Source organism: Moellerella wisconsensis, assembly GCF_022592395.1.
GTDB lineage: Bacteria > Pseudomonadota > Gammaproteobacteria > Enterobacterales > Enterobacteriaceae > Moellerella > Moellerella wisconsensis.
The window spans coordinates 909,787-924,361 of record NZ_CP093242.1 but is presented as its reverse complement, the minus strand read 5'-3'; the positions used below and the strand labels follow the sequence as shown (position 1 = coordinate 924,361).

The following is a 14,575-nucleotide window of genomic DNA, read 5'->3' as shown; positions in this document are numbered from 1 at the left end:
CGCTAATTTAAGCGTAAATAAACAATCTACCTATCGACATTAATTTTTTAAGTTAATTTCTCAATTAGTGGTGTTATCAAACATGATGGGTAAATAATAAGGAGAACTAATGACTATGCCATCACACACGCCCGCGACAGCGCTGAATATAACTGAAGCCAAATTTCGCTTAAGCGATATAAAAATACTAAATATAAAGCAGCTACAGATTAAAAAAGGCCAAAGCTGGGCATTTATCGGGGCGAATGGCAGTGGTAAATCCGCTCTTGCAAGCGCACTAACTGGCGAGTTACCTCCGTTAAGTGGACAAATAGAAACTCCTTTTACCCACAGTATCCGCATCTCATTTGAACAATTACAAAAAATAATCAGCGATGAATGGCTACGCAATAATACCGATATGCTCGGCGAAGATGAAGACGATACAGGATACAGTGCCGCGCAAGTTATTCAATTAAATACCAAAGATAATGAATACTGCCTAGAATTGGCCAAGAAATTTGGTATTAGCGATTTACTCTCACGGCGATTTAAATATCTATCAACCGGTGAAACGCGCAAAGTTCTGCTATGTCAGGCCTTAATGAGCCACCCAGACCTACTGGTGCTAGATGAACCTTTTGATGGTTTAGATATATTTTCGCGTAATAGCTTAAATGAATTACTGCTTGAATTAGCTGAAAAAGGTCTAACGCTAGTGGTTATTGTTAATCGCTTCGATGAAATCCCAGAATTTATTCAGCATATGGGTATCCTCGCAGATTGCCAACTAACTATGGTGGGTAGCAAAACTCATATTCTAGCTGATAGCTTAATCGCTCAATTAAGACACAGTGAGAAAATCAACTATTTAACTCTGCCTGACGTTGAAGACTCGACAGTAGAACCACTATTATCAGCGGATCAGCCCAGCGTGATCCTCAATGATGGCGTGGTAAAATACAATGATAAAGCCATTCTTCATCATTTAACTTGGCAAATTAATCCCGGTGAACATTGGCAGATTATTGGCGAAAATGGGGCCGGGAAATCCACTTTATTAAGTTTAATTACCGGCGATCATCCTCAAGGCTACAGCAATGATTTAACCTTATTTGGACGCAAACGGGGAAGTGGTGAAACGATTTGGGATATCAAACGACATATTGGTTATGTCAGCAACAGCGTTCATCAAGATTACCGCGTATCTACTAGCGTAATAAACGTGATTATTTCAGGGTTTCATGATTCAATTGGTCTGTATCAAACACCAACCGACCGTCAATTACAATTAGCCCAGCAATGGTTAGCTTTATTAGGTTTTACGCCTCAAATCGCAACTCAGCCCTTTCAACAGCTTTCTTGGGGGCAACAGCGTTTAATCCTAATCGCTAGAGCACTGGTAAAACATCCCGCGCTATTGATCCTCGATGAGCCATTACAAGGTTTGGATGAACTTAATCGTTTGTTAGTCCTCAGATTTATTGATGTGATGATAAGCAAAGGCAGCACTCAATTATTATTTGTGAGCCACCATCAACAAGATGCACCAACCTGTATTACGCACCGCTTGAAATTTATTCCCGAAAATGGGATTTATCGCTATGAAAGTGAAATAGTTAAAAAATAGTGAGCTGTATCACAAAGTGAATTGATAACGGCTGTAGAGCTAAAAACAGTAAATTATGCCTTGCTGTATCGTTTCACTTCGGGTTAAATCGGATATATATATTATATTTTCATCTATCTGCGAGAGATCTACGGTTGAGATCAATAATCAGTATCTCAGCTATGATAAATTAATCTGCAGATAGGTTATCCGCTGAACAATAAATCTACCTTGAGCAAAAAATATTTGATTTAGTCAGGGTAATTAGTCAGTTCAGACTAGCGTTCGGCTTGATGATCCCTATAATGTGATCAGTGATAACGAATTTTTATGAATGTACTTATAGGAGTTTTGAACTATGGCAGTAACTAAGCTGGTTCTAGTAAGACACGGTGAAAGTGAGTGGAATAAAGAAAACCGTTTCACTGGTTGGACTGATGTTGAACTGTCTGATAAAGGCCGTGAAGAAGCAAAAATAGCCGGACAATTACTGAAAGATGATGGTTTCGTATTTGATTTTGCCTACACTTCAGTTTTAAAACGTGCAATTCATACCCTGTGGAACATTCTAGATCAAGTCGATCAGCAATGGTTGCCAGTTGAAAAAAGCTGGAAACTAAACGAACGTCATTATGGTGCTCTGCAAGGTTTAGATAAATCAGAAACTGCAGCAAAATACGGTGACGAGCAAGTTAAATTATGGCGCCGCGGCTTTGCAATTACGCCTCCAGAACTGACCAAAGAAGACGAACGTTATCCTGGTCATGATCCACGTTATGCTCAACTGTCAGACAGCGAATTACCTGTCACTGAAAGTTTAGCCACAACTATCGATCGTGTTATTCCTTATTGGGAACAAGAAATAAAACCCCGCGTCGCGAAAGGTGAAAAAATCATTATCGCAGCACACGGTAACTCACTGCGTGCGCTGGTAAAATACTTGGATAACATGGGCGAAGATGAAATTCTGAACCTAAATATTCCTACAGCAGTACCTTTGGTTTATGAATTCGATGAAAACATGAAACCAATCAAACATTATTACCTAGGTAACCAAGAAGAGATCGCTGCAAAACAGGCCGCTGTCGCTAACCAAGGTAAAGCTAAATAATTTTAGTCTAACAATTTAGCCATCTAATAAGCCACTCTCTGAAGTGGCTTTTTTTATCCTACGCCAAACTCACATATTAGGCGCAGGCAGTAATCTATTTTTTATCATTAGCCAAACAGTTATGATATAACCATCTTATGCCTTTTTTTACTAACTACGATAACAAAATGAATAAATTCAATATGTATGTCTGGATCGGCTTAGCTATCAATATTGCTTTGCTAGTGACACTGATTTATATGCTACAAACCGATGAACTAACGGTAGGGTTTTCCCATGAGCCATCGGGTAATGCATTAAAATTTATGAAGTTCCTCATCGTGATCGCGGCTATTAGTGTACCTTTACAAATTATCAGTATGCTAACAATGAGTTATTGGCCTCAAACCTCGATGATATTAGCTTTTCTCGGCGGTTTGGTGTTTATTCCTATCAGCCTAGTGTTTATTTTCGGTATGACTTTTTCAGCGACTCGCTGGCGTTTTAGAAAATTTGAGCCCAGCTCTCCGCTCGCGACCTATGATATTTGCCTTAATTTTACCAATCAGAGAAATGCCTTTTTGAGTGGAATAATGCTGCTATTAGGCATAGTGCTATTTGCTATGGGGCAAAGCCTCGGGATGTTTTTGATAGTACTAGCTATTTTTCGCTATATCATCGGAAGGCGCATCAATGGTACGCCATTATTGGCAATTAAAAATAAAACGCTGATATTTCGTCCAACCTTTTTCAGCGATAGCTATCAAATCCCATTAGATGCGGTCACTGTCGGTAAAGAGAAAAAATCGTATTTTTATTTACTGATTAATCACCAAGGATTAATCGGTAAATTTGTTTTTTATCATAAAGATATACAACAAGATCAAGACACTGATATCGATCGTTTACTAACCGAGATTAAACAAGCAGGGCCTGAAGCGCAGACGACTGTCAGTATTTAACTATTTATTTAACTATCAATTAATTAAAAAAAACCAGTGCATTAATTGATGCACTGGTTTTTTATCATACTCTCAGCTTACTTTTGACGTCGAGTTTCTACTGCATCAGACAACTGGCGTAATAGTTTTTCAGTATCAGCCCAACCAATACAGGCATCAGTAACACTTTGGCCATAGACTAAGGGTTTATCTGCCAAATCCTGATTACCTTCAACCAAATGACTTTCAATCATAACTCCAGTGATGGTTTTATCACCTTGGCTAATTTGTCCTGCAACATCAGCCCCGACATCCATCTGTTTTTGAAATTGTTTGCTGCTATTCGCATGACTAAAGTCAATCATAATGCTTTCGGTTAAGCCGGCTTTCTTTAGCCCTTCGCGGACAGCACTGACATGCTCAGCGCTGTAATTCGGCTCTTTGCCTCCACGTAGAATAATATGGCAGTCAGGATTACCGGTAGTTTTAACAATCGCGGAGTGTCCCCATTTAGTCACGGATAAGAAACAATGTGGAGAACGAGCGGCATTAATCGCATCAATCGCTACTTTAATCGTACCATCGGTACCATTTTTAAAACCAACAGGGCACGATAAGCCAGAGGATAATTCACGGTGTACCTGAGATTCAGTGGTGCGTGCACCAATCGCGCCCCAACTCATTAAATCTGCAACATATTGTGGAGAAATCATGTCTAAGAATTCCCCCGCTGTCGGCATGCCTAAATCGTTTATTGTCAGCAATAACTGACGGGCGATTTTTAATCCCTCATTAATATTAAAGCTATTATCCATATGAGGATCGTTAATCAAACCTTTCCAACCGACCGTAGTCCGTGGTTTCTCAAAATAAACACGCATCACAATTTCAAGAGAGCCTTTTAACTCATCTCGCAAGGCATTTAAACGCTCCGCATATTCTAATGCAGCTTTGGTATCATGAATTGAGCAAGGCCCAATAATGACTAATAGGCGGTCATCTTCCCCTGTCAGTATATTATGGATTGCATGGCGGGCTTCATGAACGGTAAACGCAGCTTTATCGGTCGCTGGAAATTTTTCTAATAATGCCACTGGCGGTAATAATTCTCTAATTTCTTTAATTCTTACGTCATCGTTCTGATAATTCATACCCGTTTAGTCCATTGTCAATTACATCATTAAAATATTATCTTTGTGATTTTAATTTAACTGTTCATTCACTCGGTGTAAACAGCCTTTCTAAGCACTAAAATGTTTTTTTCTTTGGCTTTATATGACATATAGGTATGAAAGGCTTTTTTATAGCAGAATATTTGGTGATTTAACCCAGATAATTGAGGAATAACTATAAAAAAGGCTAAAGTTCGAGAATGCTACTTTAGCCTTTTTACTTTGTTTTGCTTATCTTAATTGCGTTCTAAAGGTACAGAACCATTTTCTTTAGCTGATTTTATCCATAAACGAGAACCATTAACGGCAATACCGAGGAGAATTAAATATTCTACTGACATCGCCAATACGCCCTGTTGATAGAAAATAACAATACTAATCACATTGATTACTGCCCAAACTAGCCAGTTCTCAACATATTTACGGGTCATTAAGATCATTGCAACCACAGAAAGTATGGTCATTACTGAATCCCAGAATGGGAATGCGTCAGGCTCTAATACCGGCACACTTAAATCTGCACCCAATATATTGAGGATCTTAATCGCCAGATCGGCTAAGACGCCAAAAACTAGATCGATATTATAGGTAAGCAAAAGAATAGCTAAAATAGAGACTATCAAGGTAATCAAGGTCTTTGGTAGGCTCATCCAACGGATTTTTAATTCCACTTGTTGATGATTATCGACTCGGCTCCATGCATACCAACCATAAATATTAGCTACAAAGAAAAATACTTGTAATAACAAACTCGCATACAGTTGGATTTGGAAAAAAATAATACCGAATAACACGACATTAATAATACCAAAAAAATAATTAATAATTTTTTCTTGGCTAGCTAACCAAATACATAATAATCCTGCTAACGTTCCAACTGCTTCAATATACGACAGCTGATACCCTTCTTGACCTAAGGGTATATATAACCAAATATTTGCTGTACTAAAGAAATCCATACCATCCCCTTACCTAATTGAAATTAAATTTTTAATTTGATCTTATTTAAATAGCCTTTAATTATTTCAATGATGTAGAAAAATCTAGCATCCGCATTAACGGGCGCAACGCTTGTTGGCGTAATTCAAGATCAACATGGACTTCATGCTTTTCCCCCATCTCTTGTAACCCCTGAGCAATCGCCTGTAAACCGTTCATCGCCATCCATGGACAATGCGCACAAGTTCGGCAACTGGCACCTTCCCCTGCCGTTGGAGCAATAAGTAACGTTTTTTCAGGACAGGCTTGTTGCATTTTGTAAAAAATACCTTTGTCTGTTGCCACTATAAGTTCTTGATTTGGCAGTGACTGTGCAGCCTTAATCAACTGACTGGTGGAGCCAACAACATCGGCAAGTTCAACTATCGCCTGCGGTGATTCAGGGTGAACAAGCAATGCCGCGGCAGGATACAACATTTTCATTTTAGCTAACGATTGAATTTTAAATTCATCATGAACAATACAGGCGCCCTGCCAACACAGAATATCAGCCCCTGTTTGCTGCTGAACATAATTGCCTAAATGGCGATCTGGAGCCCAAATGATTTTTTCACCCTGACTATCCAAATGATCAATTAATTCAACGGCAATACTAGAAGTCACTACCCAATCAGCTTGAGCCTTCACCGCCGCAGAGGTATTGGCATAAACTACCACGGTTCGTTCTGGATGTTGTGCACAAAATTGCCTAAAATCGTCAGAAGGGCACCCTAAATCTAACGAACATTCAGCTTCTAATGTTGGCATTAATATCGTTTTTTGTGGGCTAAGAATTTTGGCTGTTTCCCCCATAAATCGCACGCCAGCAACTAATAAGATGGAAGCCGGATGATTAGCCCCAAAACGTGCCATCTCTAATGAATCGGCAACACAGCCCCCAGTTTCTTCAGCCAGTGCTTGAATTTCAGGATCGGTATAATAATGTGCCACAATCACAGCATTGTGTTTTTTAAGTAGCGTTTTTATTTGTTGGCGATAAAATGATTTTTCTGCATTATCGAGCGCAGCAGGTTTGGTCGGAAACGGATAAATAGACTGATTAAAATCAATAAATTCGCTCATAGCTTCTCTCTGTTTAGTATAGAGATTAATTTGGTCGTGAATTGCAAAGTAATGACGGTTTTTTAACTATTTTGTTTAATATACTAAACAAGATACCCGATCTAAATAAAGAAGTCTCTCCTATTTTCAACTGTTTCTCTCCGTATCATTTACAGGTATCCTTAAGGGTTAAATGCTTATCTGGATAAATATATGGAATCTACCGCCCAATTATTAAATCGTATTATTTCGTTTGCTCTGTTAGATCCGCGCATTGAAGCTGTAATTATGACCGGTTCTCGAGCGAGAGTGACTGGGGTAGATAATTATTCTGATTTAGATATTGAGTTCGTGGGGCAGGGAGTCAATGATTTTACACAATCAACTCAATGGTTAAATCAATTTGGTAACCCATTAATTACTTTACAATTAGCTAATGAAAAGCCCAATGAACCCGACTGGCCAACCTGTTTAGTGATTTTTGAGCAAGGTCGAAAAATTGATTTTACATTTGCGGAGCCAATACGTTTAACCGCCATGAAACATGCCGGACTCGATGCAATATACGCGCGCGGTTATGGGGTTTTATTAGATAAAAGCGGTGTTACTAATGGATTACCTGAATACATACCGGAGCAACATCCTCGCATATTACTACCTAGCCCCGAGCAATTTAATGCATTAGTCACCGATTTTTGGTTTGAAGCCCATCAAGTGGCTATTTTGCTCACTCGTGATGAACGTTGGTTAGCATGGCAACGCGATCACAGTATGAAAAATGGATTATTGACAATGCTAGAGTGGCTAGTCACGATTGATAATCCAAACCAAGATTGCTGGTATCAAGGTAAGTCTTTTAACCAATGGATGCCTAAGCGATATCTAGCCTGTATGGATAAAATATTCAACTTTAATAATGCAAATACAGCGGCGGGTGGATTAATATTATTATTAGACACCTTTACTGAAGCCAGCGAAGAAGTAGCAAATGCATTGAATTATCCTGATTATTCTTCAGTTAGCCAAAAAATAACCGAATTGGCGAATGATATTTTGCTAGATAACCAGTTAATTTAATTAAAAAACTATTTTATCGTTTTGCCGCTCTCGTCATTGGGCGGCAAATAAAACGCTTAAATTTACCTTAAAAACGATTATTTAAAGTATCAGTTCAAAAATTTATAATTCAATTAATTATCAAAATATTAATACAATAACTAAATGGATTATTGTCGAATTATAACGCCTCTACACGGCTGTATATGCAAGAATTCTAATCAATATAGGTATATCTATCTGTGAGTAGATAAAACGCATCAGCGAGCGCAGATAAGCCAATAAATCAATTAGAGTAATATCTTGGATAATAATAGCGTCAACAGAAGGAATACTCTAACCATTACATGATAGCTAAATCAGTTAGGCTTTACCTAGCATCCAGTATTAACCGTCAATTACTGCATTGATATACACATGCTTAATGCATTCAAAAATAATAATGATTTGGAATAAATAATTAAATAATCGGTTTTATATAAATGGGACTAAAATAATGAGAGAGATAATAAAATGTGGGGATATAAATGATGGTGGGTCGTGCAGGATTCGAACCTGCGACCAATTGATTAAAAGTCAACTGCTCTACCAACTGAGCTAACGACCCATTTGAAGCTGATAATATTAATTAATAATATTTATCTTGTGGCTTGCTAAATGGCTTACTAAATACTTTACTAACAATAAGATGGTGGGTCGTGCAGGATTCGAACCTGCGACCAATTGATTAAAAGTCAACTGCTCTACCAACTGAGCTAACGACCCATCTTATAGTATTAATATTTTATCTTAATTATCGCTGAATAAAAAATTATTCGGCAAGTGAAATAATAAGATGGTGGGTCGTGCAGGATTCGAACCTGCGACCAATTGATTAAAAGTCAACTGCTCTACCAACTGAGCTAACGACCCATCTTTCACTTTTTTATTTTTTGTTGATATTAATTAAAGACTAATAAATAGACTCTTGGACAACTCATCTGTAACAGACAAGTTCCTAACTCAACGGCGGCTTATATTACTGATTTCTGACGGCGGTGCAATGATTTTTTTGAAAAAAATGCTTAAGTGCACACTTATCGTTCGCTTAACCCCGAAAATAACCGATATTTCCCTTCGGGGTTAATAATTAAAGGGCGCTAAGTTTCTTTTCAGCTTGTTTTGCGCCAGTACTATTTGGGTACTGTTTCAAAACTTGTTGATAAACCGCTTTGGCTTTATCTGTTTGTCCTTTATCTTGCATAATCAAACCGACTTTATACAATGATTCACTGCTTTTTTGTGATTTTGGATACTGCTTAACCACAGTCGCAAAGTAGAATGCGGCATCATCTTTGCTACCTTTATTGTAATTAAGCTGCCCTAACCAATAATTAGCATTTGATTGATAAGAAGACTTAGGATAAGACTTAATAAAACCTTGTAATGCGTTTATAGCTTCATCGATTTGCGCTTTCGATTTGCTATTCATCGCTAATTGTACTGCTTGATTATAATCATCTTTTTCGTTACCACTCTGGCTAGATACCGCTGGAGCTGGAGTTGTTGAAGATGAATTATCCGCAGATGCAGCGGGTGTATCGCTGCCACTCACCTGATCTAACTTCATGTATAGATCTTTTTGGTTTTCAACTAGCTGATTCAGTTTGTATTGATTTTCTTGAATTTGACCGCGGAGCATATCAATATCACGCTGGCTATCTGAAAGCTGCTGCTGAATTTGATATAACAATTGGCCTTGAGAGTTAACCGCTGTCTCAATTTGAGAAAGGCGATCACTGTTAGATCCTGACCCGACATTAATGATTGGCGCGCGGGCTGTAGCGGTCCCATTGACCGCTACGCCAACCAATAACGACAGACCAACTACCACACGTCTGAAGTTACTGTTCATTAGATACTAAATCTCTTATTAGTAAGCCAGTACTGCGCGACGGTTTTTCGCGTAGTCAGCTTCAGTGTGACCTAACACTGCTGGTTTTTCTTTACCGTATGAAACGATAGAGATTTGGTCTGCTGCAACGCCTTTGCTTTGCAGATATTTTTTAACTGCATCTGCACGACGCTCGCCCAACGCTACGTTGTATTCTGGAGTTCCACGCTCATCGGCATGACCTTCAACAACGATACGAACAGACGGGTTAGTGCGCAGGAATGCTGCATGCTTGTCTAACAGCTGAGCATATTCAGGCGAGATGCTATATTTATCAAAACCAAAATACACGACGTTCTCATTTTGCAGCTCTTGCATTTGCTGGCGTGCCAGTTCTTCTGCAGACAGACCAGAGTTAGTGGTTTGATTCATAGAAGAATCTGTACCAGTCTGATCAGTGTTTTTGTTTGAGCTACAAGCTGCAACAGCCATGATAGGTAACGCTAACATCAACCCTTTGAGCACTTTATTCAGTTGCATCTTTATAATCCTTAAATAGTTTGCCATACATTACATTTATTATTATGCATCACAGATACGGCGACCAGGCAGGGAATTTTACCTGTCCATCAGTTGCCGGAAGACGCGCTTTGAAACGCCCATCGGTCGAAACTAGCTGCAATACAGTGCCCAAGCCTTGGGATGAGCTGTAAATAACCATAGTGCCGTTAGGTGCGATACTTGGCGTTTCATCCAGAAACGTTTTCGTTAAATATTCAACGTTACCCGTTGCTAGATCCTGTTTAGCGATATGTTGTTGACCGCCACCGGAACTGACCATAACAAGGAAAGAACCGTCTGGGCTAACATCACCGTCCTGATTTTGTGTACCTTCCCAGGTCACACGTTCAGGCGTACCGCCATTAATATTAATTTTATAGATCTGTGGTCTACCGGCCTGATCAGAGGTATAAACCAATGTTTGACTATCAGGCATCCAGCTTGGCTCAGTATTATTATTACGGCCATCAGTCACTTGACGAATTTGACCACTCGCTAGATCCATAACATATAAATTCAAACTGCCTGTTTTCGATAAAGCAAATGCCAGTTTTTTACCATCTGGAGAGAACGATGGTGCACCGTTATGACGTGGGAATGAAGCAACCTGACGTACAGCGGTGGTTGATAACGTTCTAATAACCAGTGCAGAACTGCCACTTTCAAAAGTAACATACGCCAGTTTATCACCGTCCGGTGACCAAGCTGGTGACATCAAAGGCTCCGGAGAACGATGAATGGTAAATTGATTATATCCATCGTAATCAGAAACACGTAATTCATAGGGATATTTACCGCCATTGGTTTTTACCACATAAGCGATACGTGTACGGAATGCTCCACGAATACCGGTTAATTTTTCAAATACTTCATCACTCGCAGTATGCGCCGCTAAACGCAATAAATCACGGGTGACTTTATATTGATTTTGCGATAATACCGTTCCTGGTGAACCAACGACATCAACTAACTGATAGCTTACAATAAAGCTACCGTCTGCTGCCGGTTGAATTTGCCCGACAACCACGGCATTAATCCCCAGAGCTGTCCATGCATCAGGAACAACTTCTGACGCAGTTGCTGGTTGTTGTGGCATACGACTAGGTTCAATCGGATTAAATTTACCACTATTGCGTAAATCAGCGCTAATGATTTGTCCCACATCCTGTGGTGGCGTTGCAGAACCGGACCATTTAAATGGCACCACAGCGATAGGCTGTGCTGAATTGACACCTTCAGTGATTTCAATACGAACTTCAGCCTGAGCAAGGGTTGCCCATAACATTAAAAATCCAATCATGACTTTAAAAGTCTGTTTTACAGCCTGCTTCATTCTTATCTCCCTTACCGCGGTATTCATAAACGCAATAATTCGCTGAATATTAACAAAGGAACACTAACAAAACTAGATAGTGTGAAAACTATTTATGCTAAAGGACTGTAATTTATTATACAGCCTTAAGCAAAATTAAGGTTTAAATTCTAAAATATTTACCTGCGAATTTAGTGACTCATACACACTAGTTAATGGTTTTGGTATTTTTGCCGAATTAGCTGCCCGGATAGCCGCATTACACAGAGCAGGATCGTTATTAGGATTATTCGTAGGTGTTATGCTCGATAACATCCCCGTTGGAGCAAATTTAATCCTAAATTCGCAAGTTCTTCCTTTGAACGTATTAGAGTCATAGAACTTACTTTCTATCGCAGCTTTTACTTTTCCGAGATAATTATCAACATCAGCATTTGATGCCCCTGATTTTTTGCCGCCTCCCTTCCCTGCTGCGGCAGCTCCCCCTTCTGAACTCGGTCCATTTGAGGTTAAGTCGCCTAATAAATCATCAACAGCAGATGATTGTTTGGCTGACTCGGAAGATTTTTTCTTCGCATCGGCTTTCGCTTTGGCCTCTGCATCTGCTTTTGCCTTGGCTTTAGCATCGGCTTTTGCTTTAGCCTCTGCATCCGCTTTTGCCTTGGCTTTAGCATCGGCTTCGGCTTTCGCTTTAGCCTCTGCATCCGCTTTTGCTTTGGCTTTAGCATCGGCTTCGGCTTTCGCTTTAGCCTCTGCTTTTGCCTTGGCTTCAGCTTCGGCTTTGGCTTTGGCTTTATTCGCTTCAGCTTCTTTTTTGGCTTGAGCTTCAGCTTTAGCCTGAGCATCAGCTTGTTGCTTAATTAATTTTTCTTTTTCAGCTTGTGCTTTGGCCGTGGCTTCTTCCGCCGCTTTTTGCTGTTCTTGCGCTTTTTTAGCCGCTTCTGCCGCGGCTTGTTTCTGTGCTTCTTCAGCCTGCTTGCGCTGTGTTTCTGACATCCGCTCTGCTTGGATTCGTTCTTCTTCCAATTTTTGCAGTCGTTTTTGTTCCTGCGCTTGCTGTTCTCTTAATTCTGCCGCTTGTTTTTCTTCTTGCTTTTTACGTTCTTGTGTCGCCTGTTTAGCACTGTTTTGTTGCTGTTGCATTTGGTTGTATTGTTCAACGACTGCGCCTGGATCCACCATCACAGCATCAATCACAGTACCTTCCTGCCCGCCACCACCTAATTTAACCACAGAGGTTAGTGAGCCAATAACGATCAAGCCAATTAAAACGACGTGCAAAACCACCGAGGTGAGCACTGAGCGGCTTAACTTATTTTTTTGCTCTTTTGTCTTTCCCACGACTGGTATCCAAAATTAGAATCAATGCTAACCCGGCACTAAAGTGGCTGAGTCATTAAACCCACTGACTTAATGCCCGCTTGATGAAGAAGATTTAATGCTTTGATCACTTCATCATAAGGAACCTCTTTCGCACCGCCAATCAAAAAGACTGTTTTCGGATTTTTTTCAAGCTGAGATTTTGCTTCAGCAGCAATTTGTTCCGGTGGCAGTAAATCAAGGCGTTCGCCATCAATCAGCATGTTATATTGTCCAACACCTGCGACTTCAAGGATGACAGGTGGATTATCGGTGCTTGCAACGGTTTGTGTGTCCGTTGCCTCCGGCAGATCAACTTCTACACTCTGTGAAATAATGGGTGCAGTTGCCATAAAAATTAACAACAGAACCAAAAGCACGTCCAGCAGAGGAACGATATTGATTTCGGATTTCAGCTCACGTTTGCGACTATTGCGCGCCATTCGCTTCTCTCCCCATTTTATTTCTTATCAGAGGTGAAGGCCTGACGATGTAAAATCGCCAAAAACTCTTCCATAAAGTTGTCATAACCTTGTTCTAGCTTATTTACACGCTGGTTAAGTCGGTTAAATGCCATAACAGCGGGAATTGCTGCAAACAGACCAATAGCCGTCGCAATCAATGCTTCTGCAATCCCTGGAGCGACCATCTGTAATGTTGCTTGTTTAACCGAACCTAGTGCAATAAAAGCATGCATAATTCCCCATACCGTACCAAATAAACCAATATATGGACTAATTGATCCCACGGTACCTAAAAAAGGAATATTATTTTCTAAGGACTCGACTTCTCGATTCATTGATATACGCATCGCTCGAGTTGCCCCAGTCACTACTGCTTCTGGTGCATGTAAGTTCGCTTGATGTAAGCGGGCAAACTCTTTAAATCCAGAATAAAAAATCTGCTCAGTACCACTCAGATCATCACGGCGAGCCTGACTTTCTTTATATAAACGAGATAATTCAATTCCAGACCAAAACTTATCTTCAAAGGCTTCTGACTCTCGAGTCGCCGCATTTAATACTTTTGTCCGTTGAAAAATAATCGCCCAAGATGCAATCGAAAAACAGATTAAAATGAGCATAATGAACTGAACCAATAGGCCCGCTTTCAGGAATAAATCCAGGATATTCATGTCAGTCACTGTTTAAACTCCGCGACAATAGACTTAGGAAGCGCTGTAGGCTTCATTTTAGATATGTCAACACAAGCAATAAGGGCTTCTGCCCGACAAAGTACTTTCCCTTGTGAATTAACTAACCGCTGAGCAAAAGTTAAAGAGGCCCGTTTTATCTCAATAAGGCTAGTTTCAACTTCTAACAAATCGTCTAATTTGGCGGGTGCTAGAAAATCAGTTTGCATACTACGAACCACAAATCCAATATTCATCGCCAATAAACTCTGCTGATTAATACCTTTCTCGCGTAGCATTTCTGTTCTGGCTCGTTCAAAAAAAGCCAAATAGCGTGCATGATAAACTACCCCACCCGCATCAGTATCTTCGTAATAAATGCGAATAGGCCATCGAGACAACATATTAATCACTCCAGCTTAGGTTAAATTAATTAACCGTGCCACTATAC

The 14,575-nt window shown here is 39.8% G+C and carries 14 protein-coding genes and 3 tRNA genes; 4 read left to right on the top strand and 13 right to left on the bottom strand.

Features of this window, described 5'->3' with window-relative positions:
* Positions 1 to 115 precede the first annotated feature (115 nt).
* From modF to MNY66_RS03965, 3 genes are all read left to right on the top strand, one after another.
* Positions 116 to 1,609, top strand: coding sequence for a molybdate ABC transporter ATP-binding protein ModF (modF, locus tag MNY66_RS03975; protein ID WP_241501857.1), 1,494 nt, complete (start codon positions 116 to 118; stop codon positions 1,607 to 1,609).
* Between the two features lie 337 nt (positions 1,610 to 1,946).
* Positions 1,947 to 2,699, top strand: coding sequence for a 2,3-diphosphoglycerate-dependent phosphoglycerate mutase (gpmA, locus tag MNY66_RS03970; RefSeq protein WP_047255719.1), 753 nt, complete (start codon positions 1,947 to 1,949; stop codon positions 2,697 to 2,699).
* Positions 2,700 to 2,866: 167 nt separating this feature from the next.
* On the top strand, positions 2,867 to 3,640 hold the full coding sequence (locus MNY66_RS03965) for a hypothetical protein (protein WP_241501470.1): 774 nt from the start codon (positions 2,867 to 2,869) through the stop codon (positions 3,638 to 3,640).
* A gap of 77 nt (positions 3,641 to 3,717) precedes the next feature.
* Here MNY66_RS03965 and aroG read toward each other — a convergent pair whose 3' ends face one another.
* From aroG to nadA, 3 genes are all read right to left on the bottom strand, one after another.
* Positions 3,718 to 4,770 carry a 3-deoxy-7-phosphoheptulonate synthase AroG gene (aroG, locus tag MNY66_RS03960; RefSeq protein ID WP_241501469.1) on the bottom strand — a complete coding sequence of 351 codons (1,053 nt, stop codon included), beginning with the start codon at positions 4,768 to 4,770 and terminating at the stop codon, positions 3,718 to 3,720.
* Positions 4,771 to 5,027: 257 nt separating this feature from the next.
* Positions 5,028 to 5,750 carry a nicotinamide riboside transporter PnuC gene (gene pnuC, locus MNY66_RS03955; protein WP_047255721.1) on the bottom strand — a complete coding sequence of 241 codons (723 nt, stop codon included), beginning with the start codon at positions 5,748 to 5,750 and terminating at the stop codon, positions 5,028 to 5,030.
* A 61-nt stretch (positions 5,751 to 5,811) separates the two neighbouring features.
* Complete coding sequence (nadA, locus tag MNY66_RS03950; protein WP_241501468.1) at positions 5,812 to 6,852, bottom strand: quinolinate synthase NadA; 1,041 nt, start codon at positions 6,850 to 6,852, stop codon at positions 5,812 to 5,814.
* Between the two features lie 192 nt (positions 6,853 to 7,044).
* On the opposite strand from nadA, the gene MNY66_RS03945 reads away from it, so the two are divergent.
* Complete coding sequence (locus MNY66_RS03945) at positions 7,045 to 7,908, top strand: aminoglycoside 6-adenylyltransferase (protein ID WP_047255723.1); 864 nt, start codon at positions 7,045 to 7,047, stop codon at positions 7,906 to 7,908.
* Positions 7,909 to 8,418: 510 nt separating this feature from the next.
* Here MNY66_RS03945 and MNY66_RS03940 read toward each other — a convergent pair.
* The 10 genes from MNY66_RS03940 to ybgC form a co-directional block, all read right to left on the bottom strand.
* Positions 8,419 to 8,494: transfer RNA gene (locus MNY66_RS03940), tRNA-Lys, on the bottom strand.
* Between the two features lie 82 nt (positions 8,495 to 8,576).
* Positions 8,577 to 8,652 (bottom strand) — tRNA-Lys (locus MNY66_RS03935).
* Positions 8,653 to 8,723: 71 nt separating this feature from the next.
* Positions 8,724 to 8,799: transfer RNA gene (locus MNY66_RS03930), tRNA-Lys, on the bottom strand.
* Positions 8,800 to 9,016: 217 nt separating this feature from the next.
* The gene (ybgF, locus tag MNY66_RS03925; protein ID WP_047255724.1) at positions 9,017 to 9,781 is read right to left on the bottom strand and encodes a tol-pal system protein YbgF; all 765 of its coding nucleotides are present in this window, start codon (positions 9,779 to 9,781) and stop codon (positions 9,017 to 9,019) included.
* Between the two features lie 18 nt (positions 9,782 to 9,799).
* Positions 9,800 to 10,300, bottom strand: coding sequence for a peptidoglycan-associated lipoprotein Pal (pal, locus tag MNY66_RS03920; RefSeq protein WP_047255725.1), 501 nt, complete (start codon positions 10,298 to 10,300; stop codon positions 9,800 to 9,802).
* A 49-nt stretch (positions 10,301 to 10,349) separates the two neighbouring features.
* Positions 10,350 to 11,654, bottom strand: coding sequence for a Tol-Pal system beta propeller repeat protein TolB (gene tolB, locus MNY66_RS03915; RefSeq protein ID WP_047255726.1), 1,305 nt, complete (start codon positions 11,652 to 11,654; stop codon positions 10,350 to 10,352).
* 135 nt (positions 11,655 to 11,789) lie between these two features.
* On the bottom strand, positions 11,790 to 12,974 hold the full coding sequence (gene tolA, locus MNY66_RS03910) for a cell envelope integrity protein TolA (protein WP_241501467.1): 1,185 nt from the start codon (positions 12,972 to 12,974) through the stop codon (positions 11,790 to 11,792).
* A gap of 38 nt (positions 12,975 to 13,012) precedes the next feature.
* Positions 13,013 to 13,435 (bottom strand): colicin uptake protein TolR, encoded by a 423-nt coding sequence (gene tolR, locus MNY66_RS03905; RefSeq protein ID WP_047255728.1) that lies wholly within the window; start codon positions 13,433 to 13,435, stop codon positions 13,013 to 13,015.
* Between the two features lie 17 nt (positions 13,436 to 13,452).
* Positions 13,453 to 14,136: a Tol-Pal system protein TolQ gene (tolQ, locus tag MNY66_RS03900; protein ID WP_047255729.1), complete on the bottom strand. Its 684-nt coding sequence runs from the start codon at positions 14,134 to 14,136 to the stop codon at positions 13,453 to 13,455.
* Positions 14,133 to 14,528, bottom strand: coding sequence for a tol-pal system-associated acyl-CoA thioesterase (gene ybgC / locus MNY66_RS03895; RefSeq protein WP_053909033.1), 396 nt, complete (start codon positions 14,526 to 14,528; stop codon positions 14,133 to 14,135). Before ybgC ends, tolQ begins: the two co-directional genes overlap by 4 nt.
* Between the last annotated feature and the right edge of the window lie 47 nt (positions 14,529 to 14,575).

Excerpts from the sequence above, each read along its gene's own strand:
- tolR (WP_047255728.1), bottom strand. The coding sequence starts at position 13,435 with ATGGCGCGCAATAGTCGCAAACGTGAGCTGAAATCCGAAATCAATATC.
- MNY66_RS03965 (WP_241501470.1), top strand. The coding sequence starts at position 2,867 with ATGAATAAATTCAATATGTATGTCTGGATCGGCTTAGCTATCAATATT.
- pal (WP_047255725.1), bottom strand. The coding sequence starts at position 10,300 with ATGCAACTGAATAAAGTGCTCAAAGGGTTGATGTTAGCGTTACCTATC.
- nadA (WP_241501468.1), bottom strand. The coding sequence starts at position 6,852 with ATGAGCGAATTTATTGATTTTAATCAGTCTATTTATCCGTTTCCGACC.
- MNY66_RS03945 (WP_047255723.1), top strand. The coding sequence starts at position 7,045 with ATGGAATCTACCGCCCAATTATTAAATCGTATTATTTCGTTTGCTCTG.
- tolB (WP_047255726.1), bottom strand. The coding sequence starts at position 11,654 with ATGAAGCAGGCTGTAAAACAGACTTTTAAAGTCATGATTGGATTTTTA.
- gpmA (WP_047255719.1), top strand. The coding sequence starts at position 1,947 with ATGGCAGTAACTAAGCTGGTTCTAGTAAGACACGGTGAAAGTGAGTGG.
- aroG (WP_241501469.1), bottom strand. The coding sequence starts at position 4,770 with ATGAATTATCAGAACGATGACGTAAGAATTAAAGAAATTAGAGAATTA.
- pnuC (WP_047255721.1), bottom strand. The coding sequence starts at position 5,750 with ATGGATTTCTTTAGTACAGCAAATATTTGGTTATATATACCCTTAGGT.
- ybgF (WP_047255724.1), bottom strand. The coding sequence starts at position 9,781 with ATGAACAGTAACTTCAGACGTGTGGTAGTTGGTCTGTCGTTATTGGTT.
- ybgC (WP_053909033.1), bottom strand. The coding sequence starts at position 14,528 with ATGTTGTCTCGATGGCCTATTCGCATTTATTACGAAGATACTGATGCG.
- modF (WP_241501857.1), top strand. The coding sequence starts at position 116 with ATGCCATCACACACGCCCGCGACAGCGCTGAATATAACTGAAGCCAAA.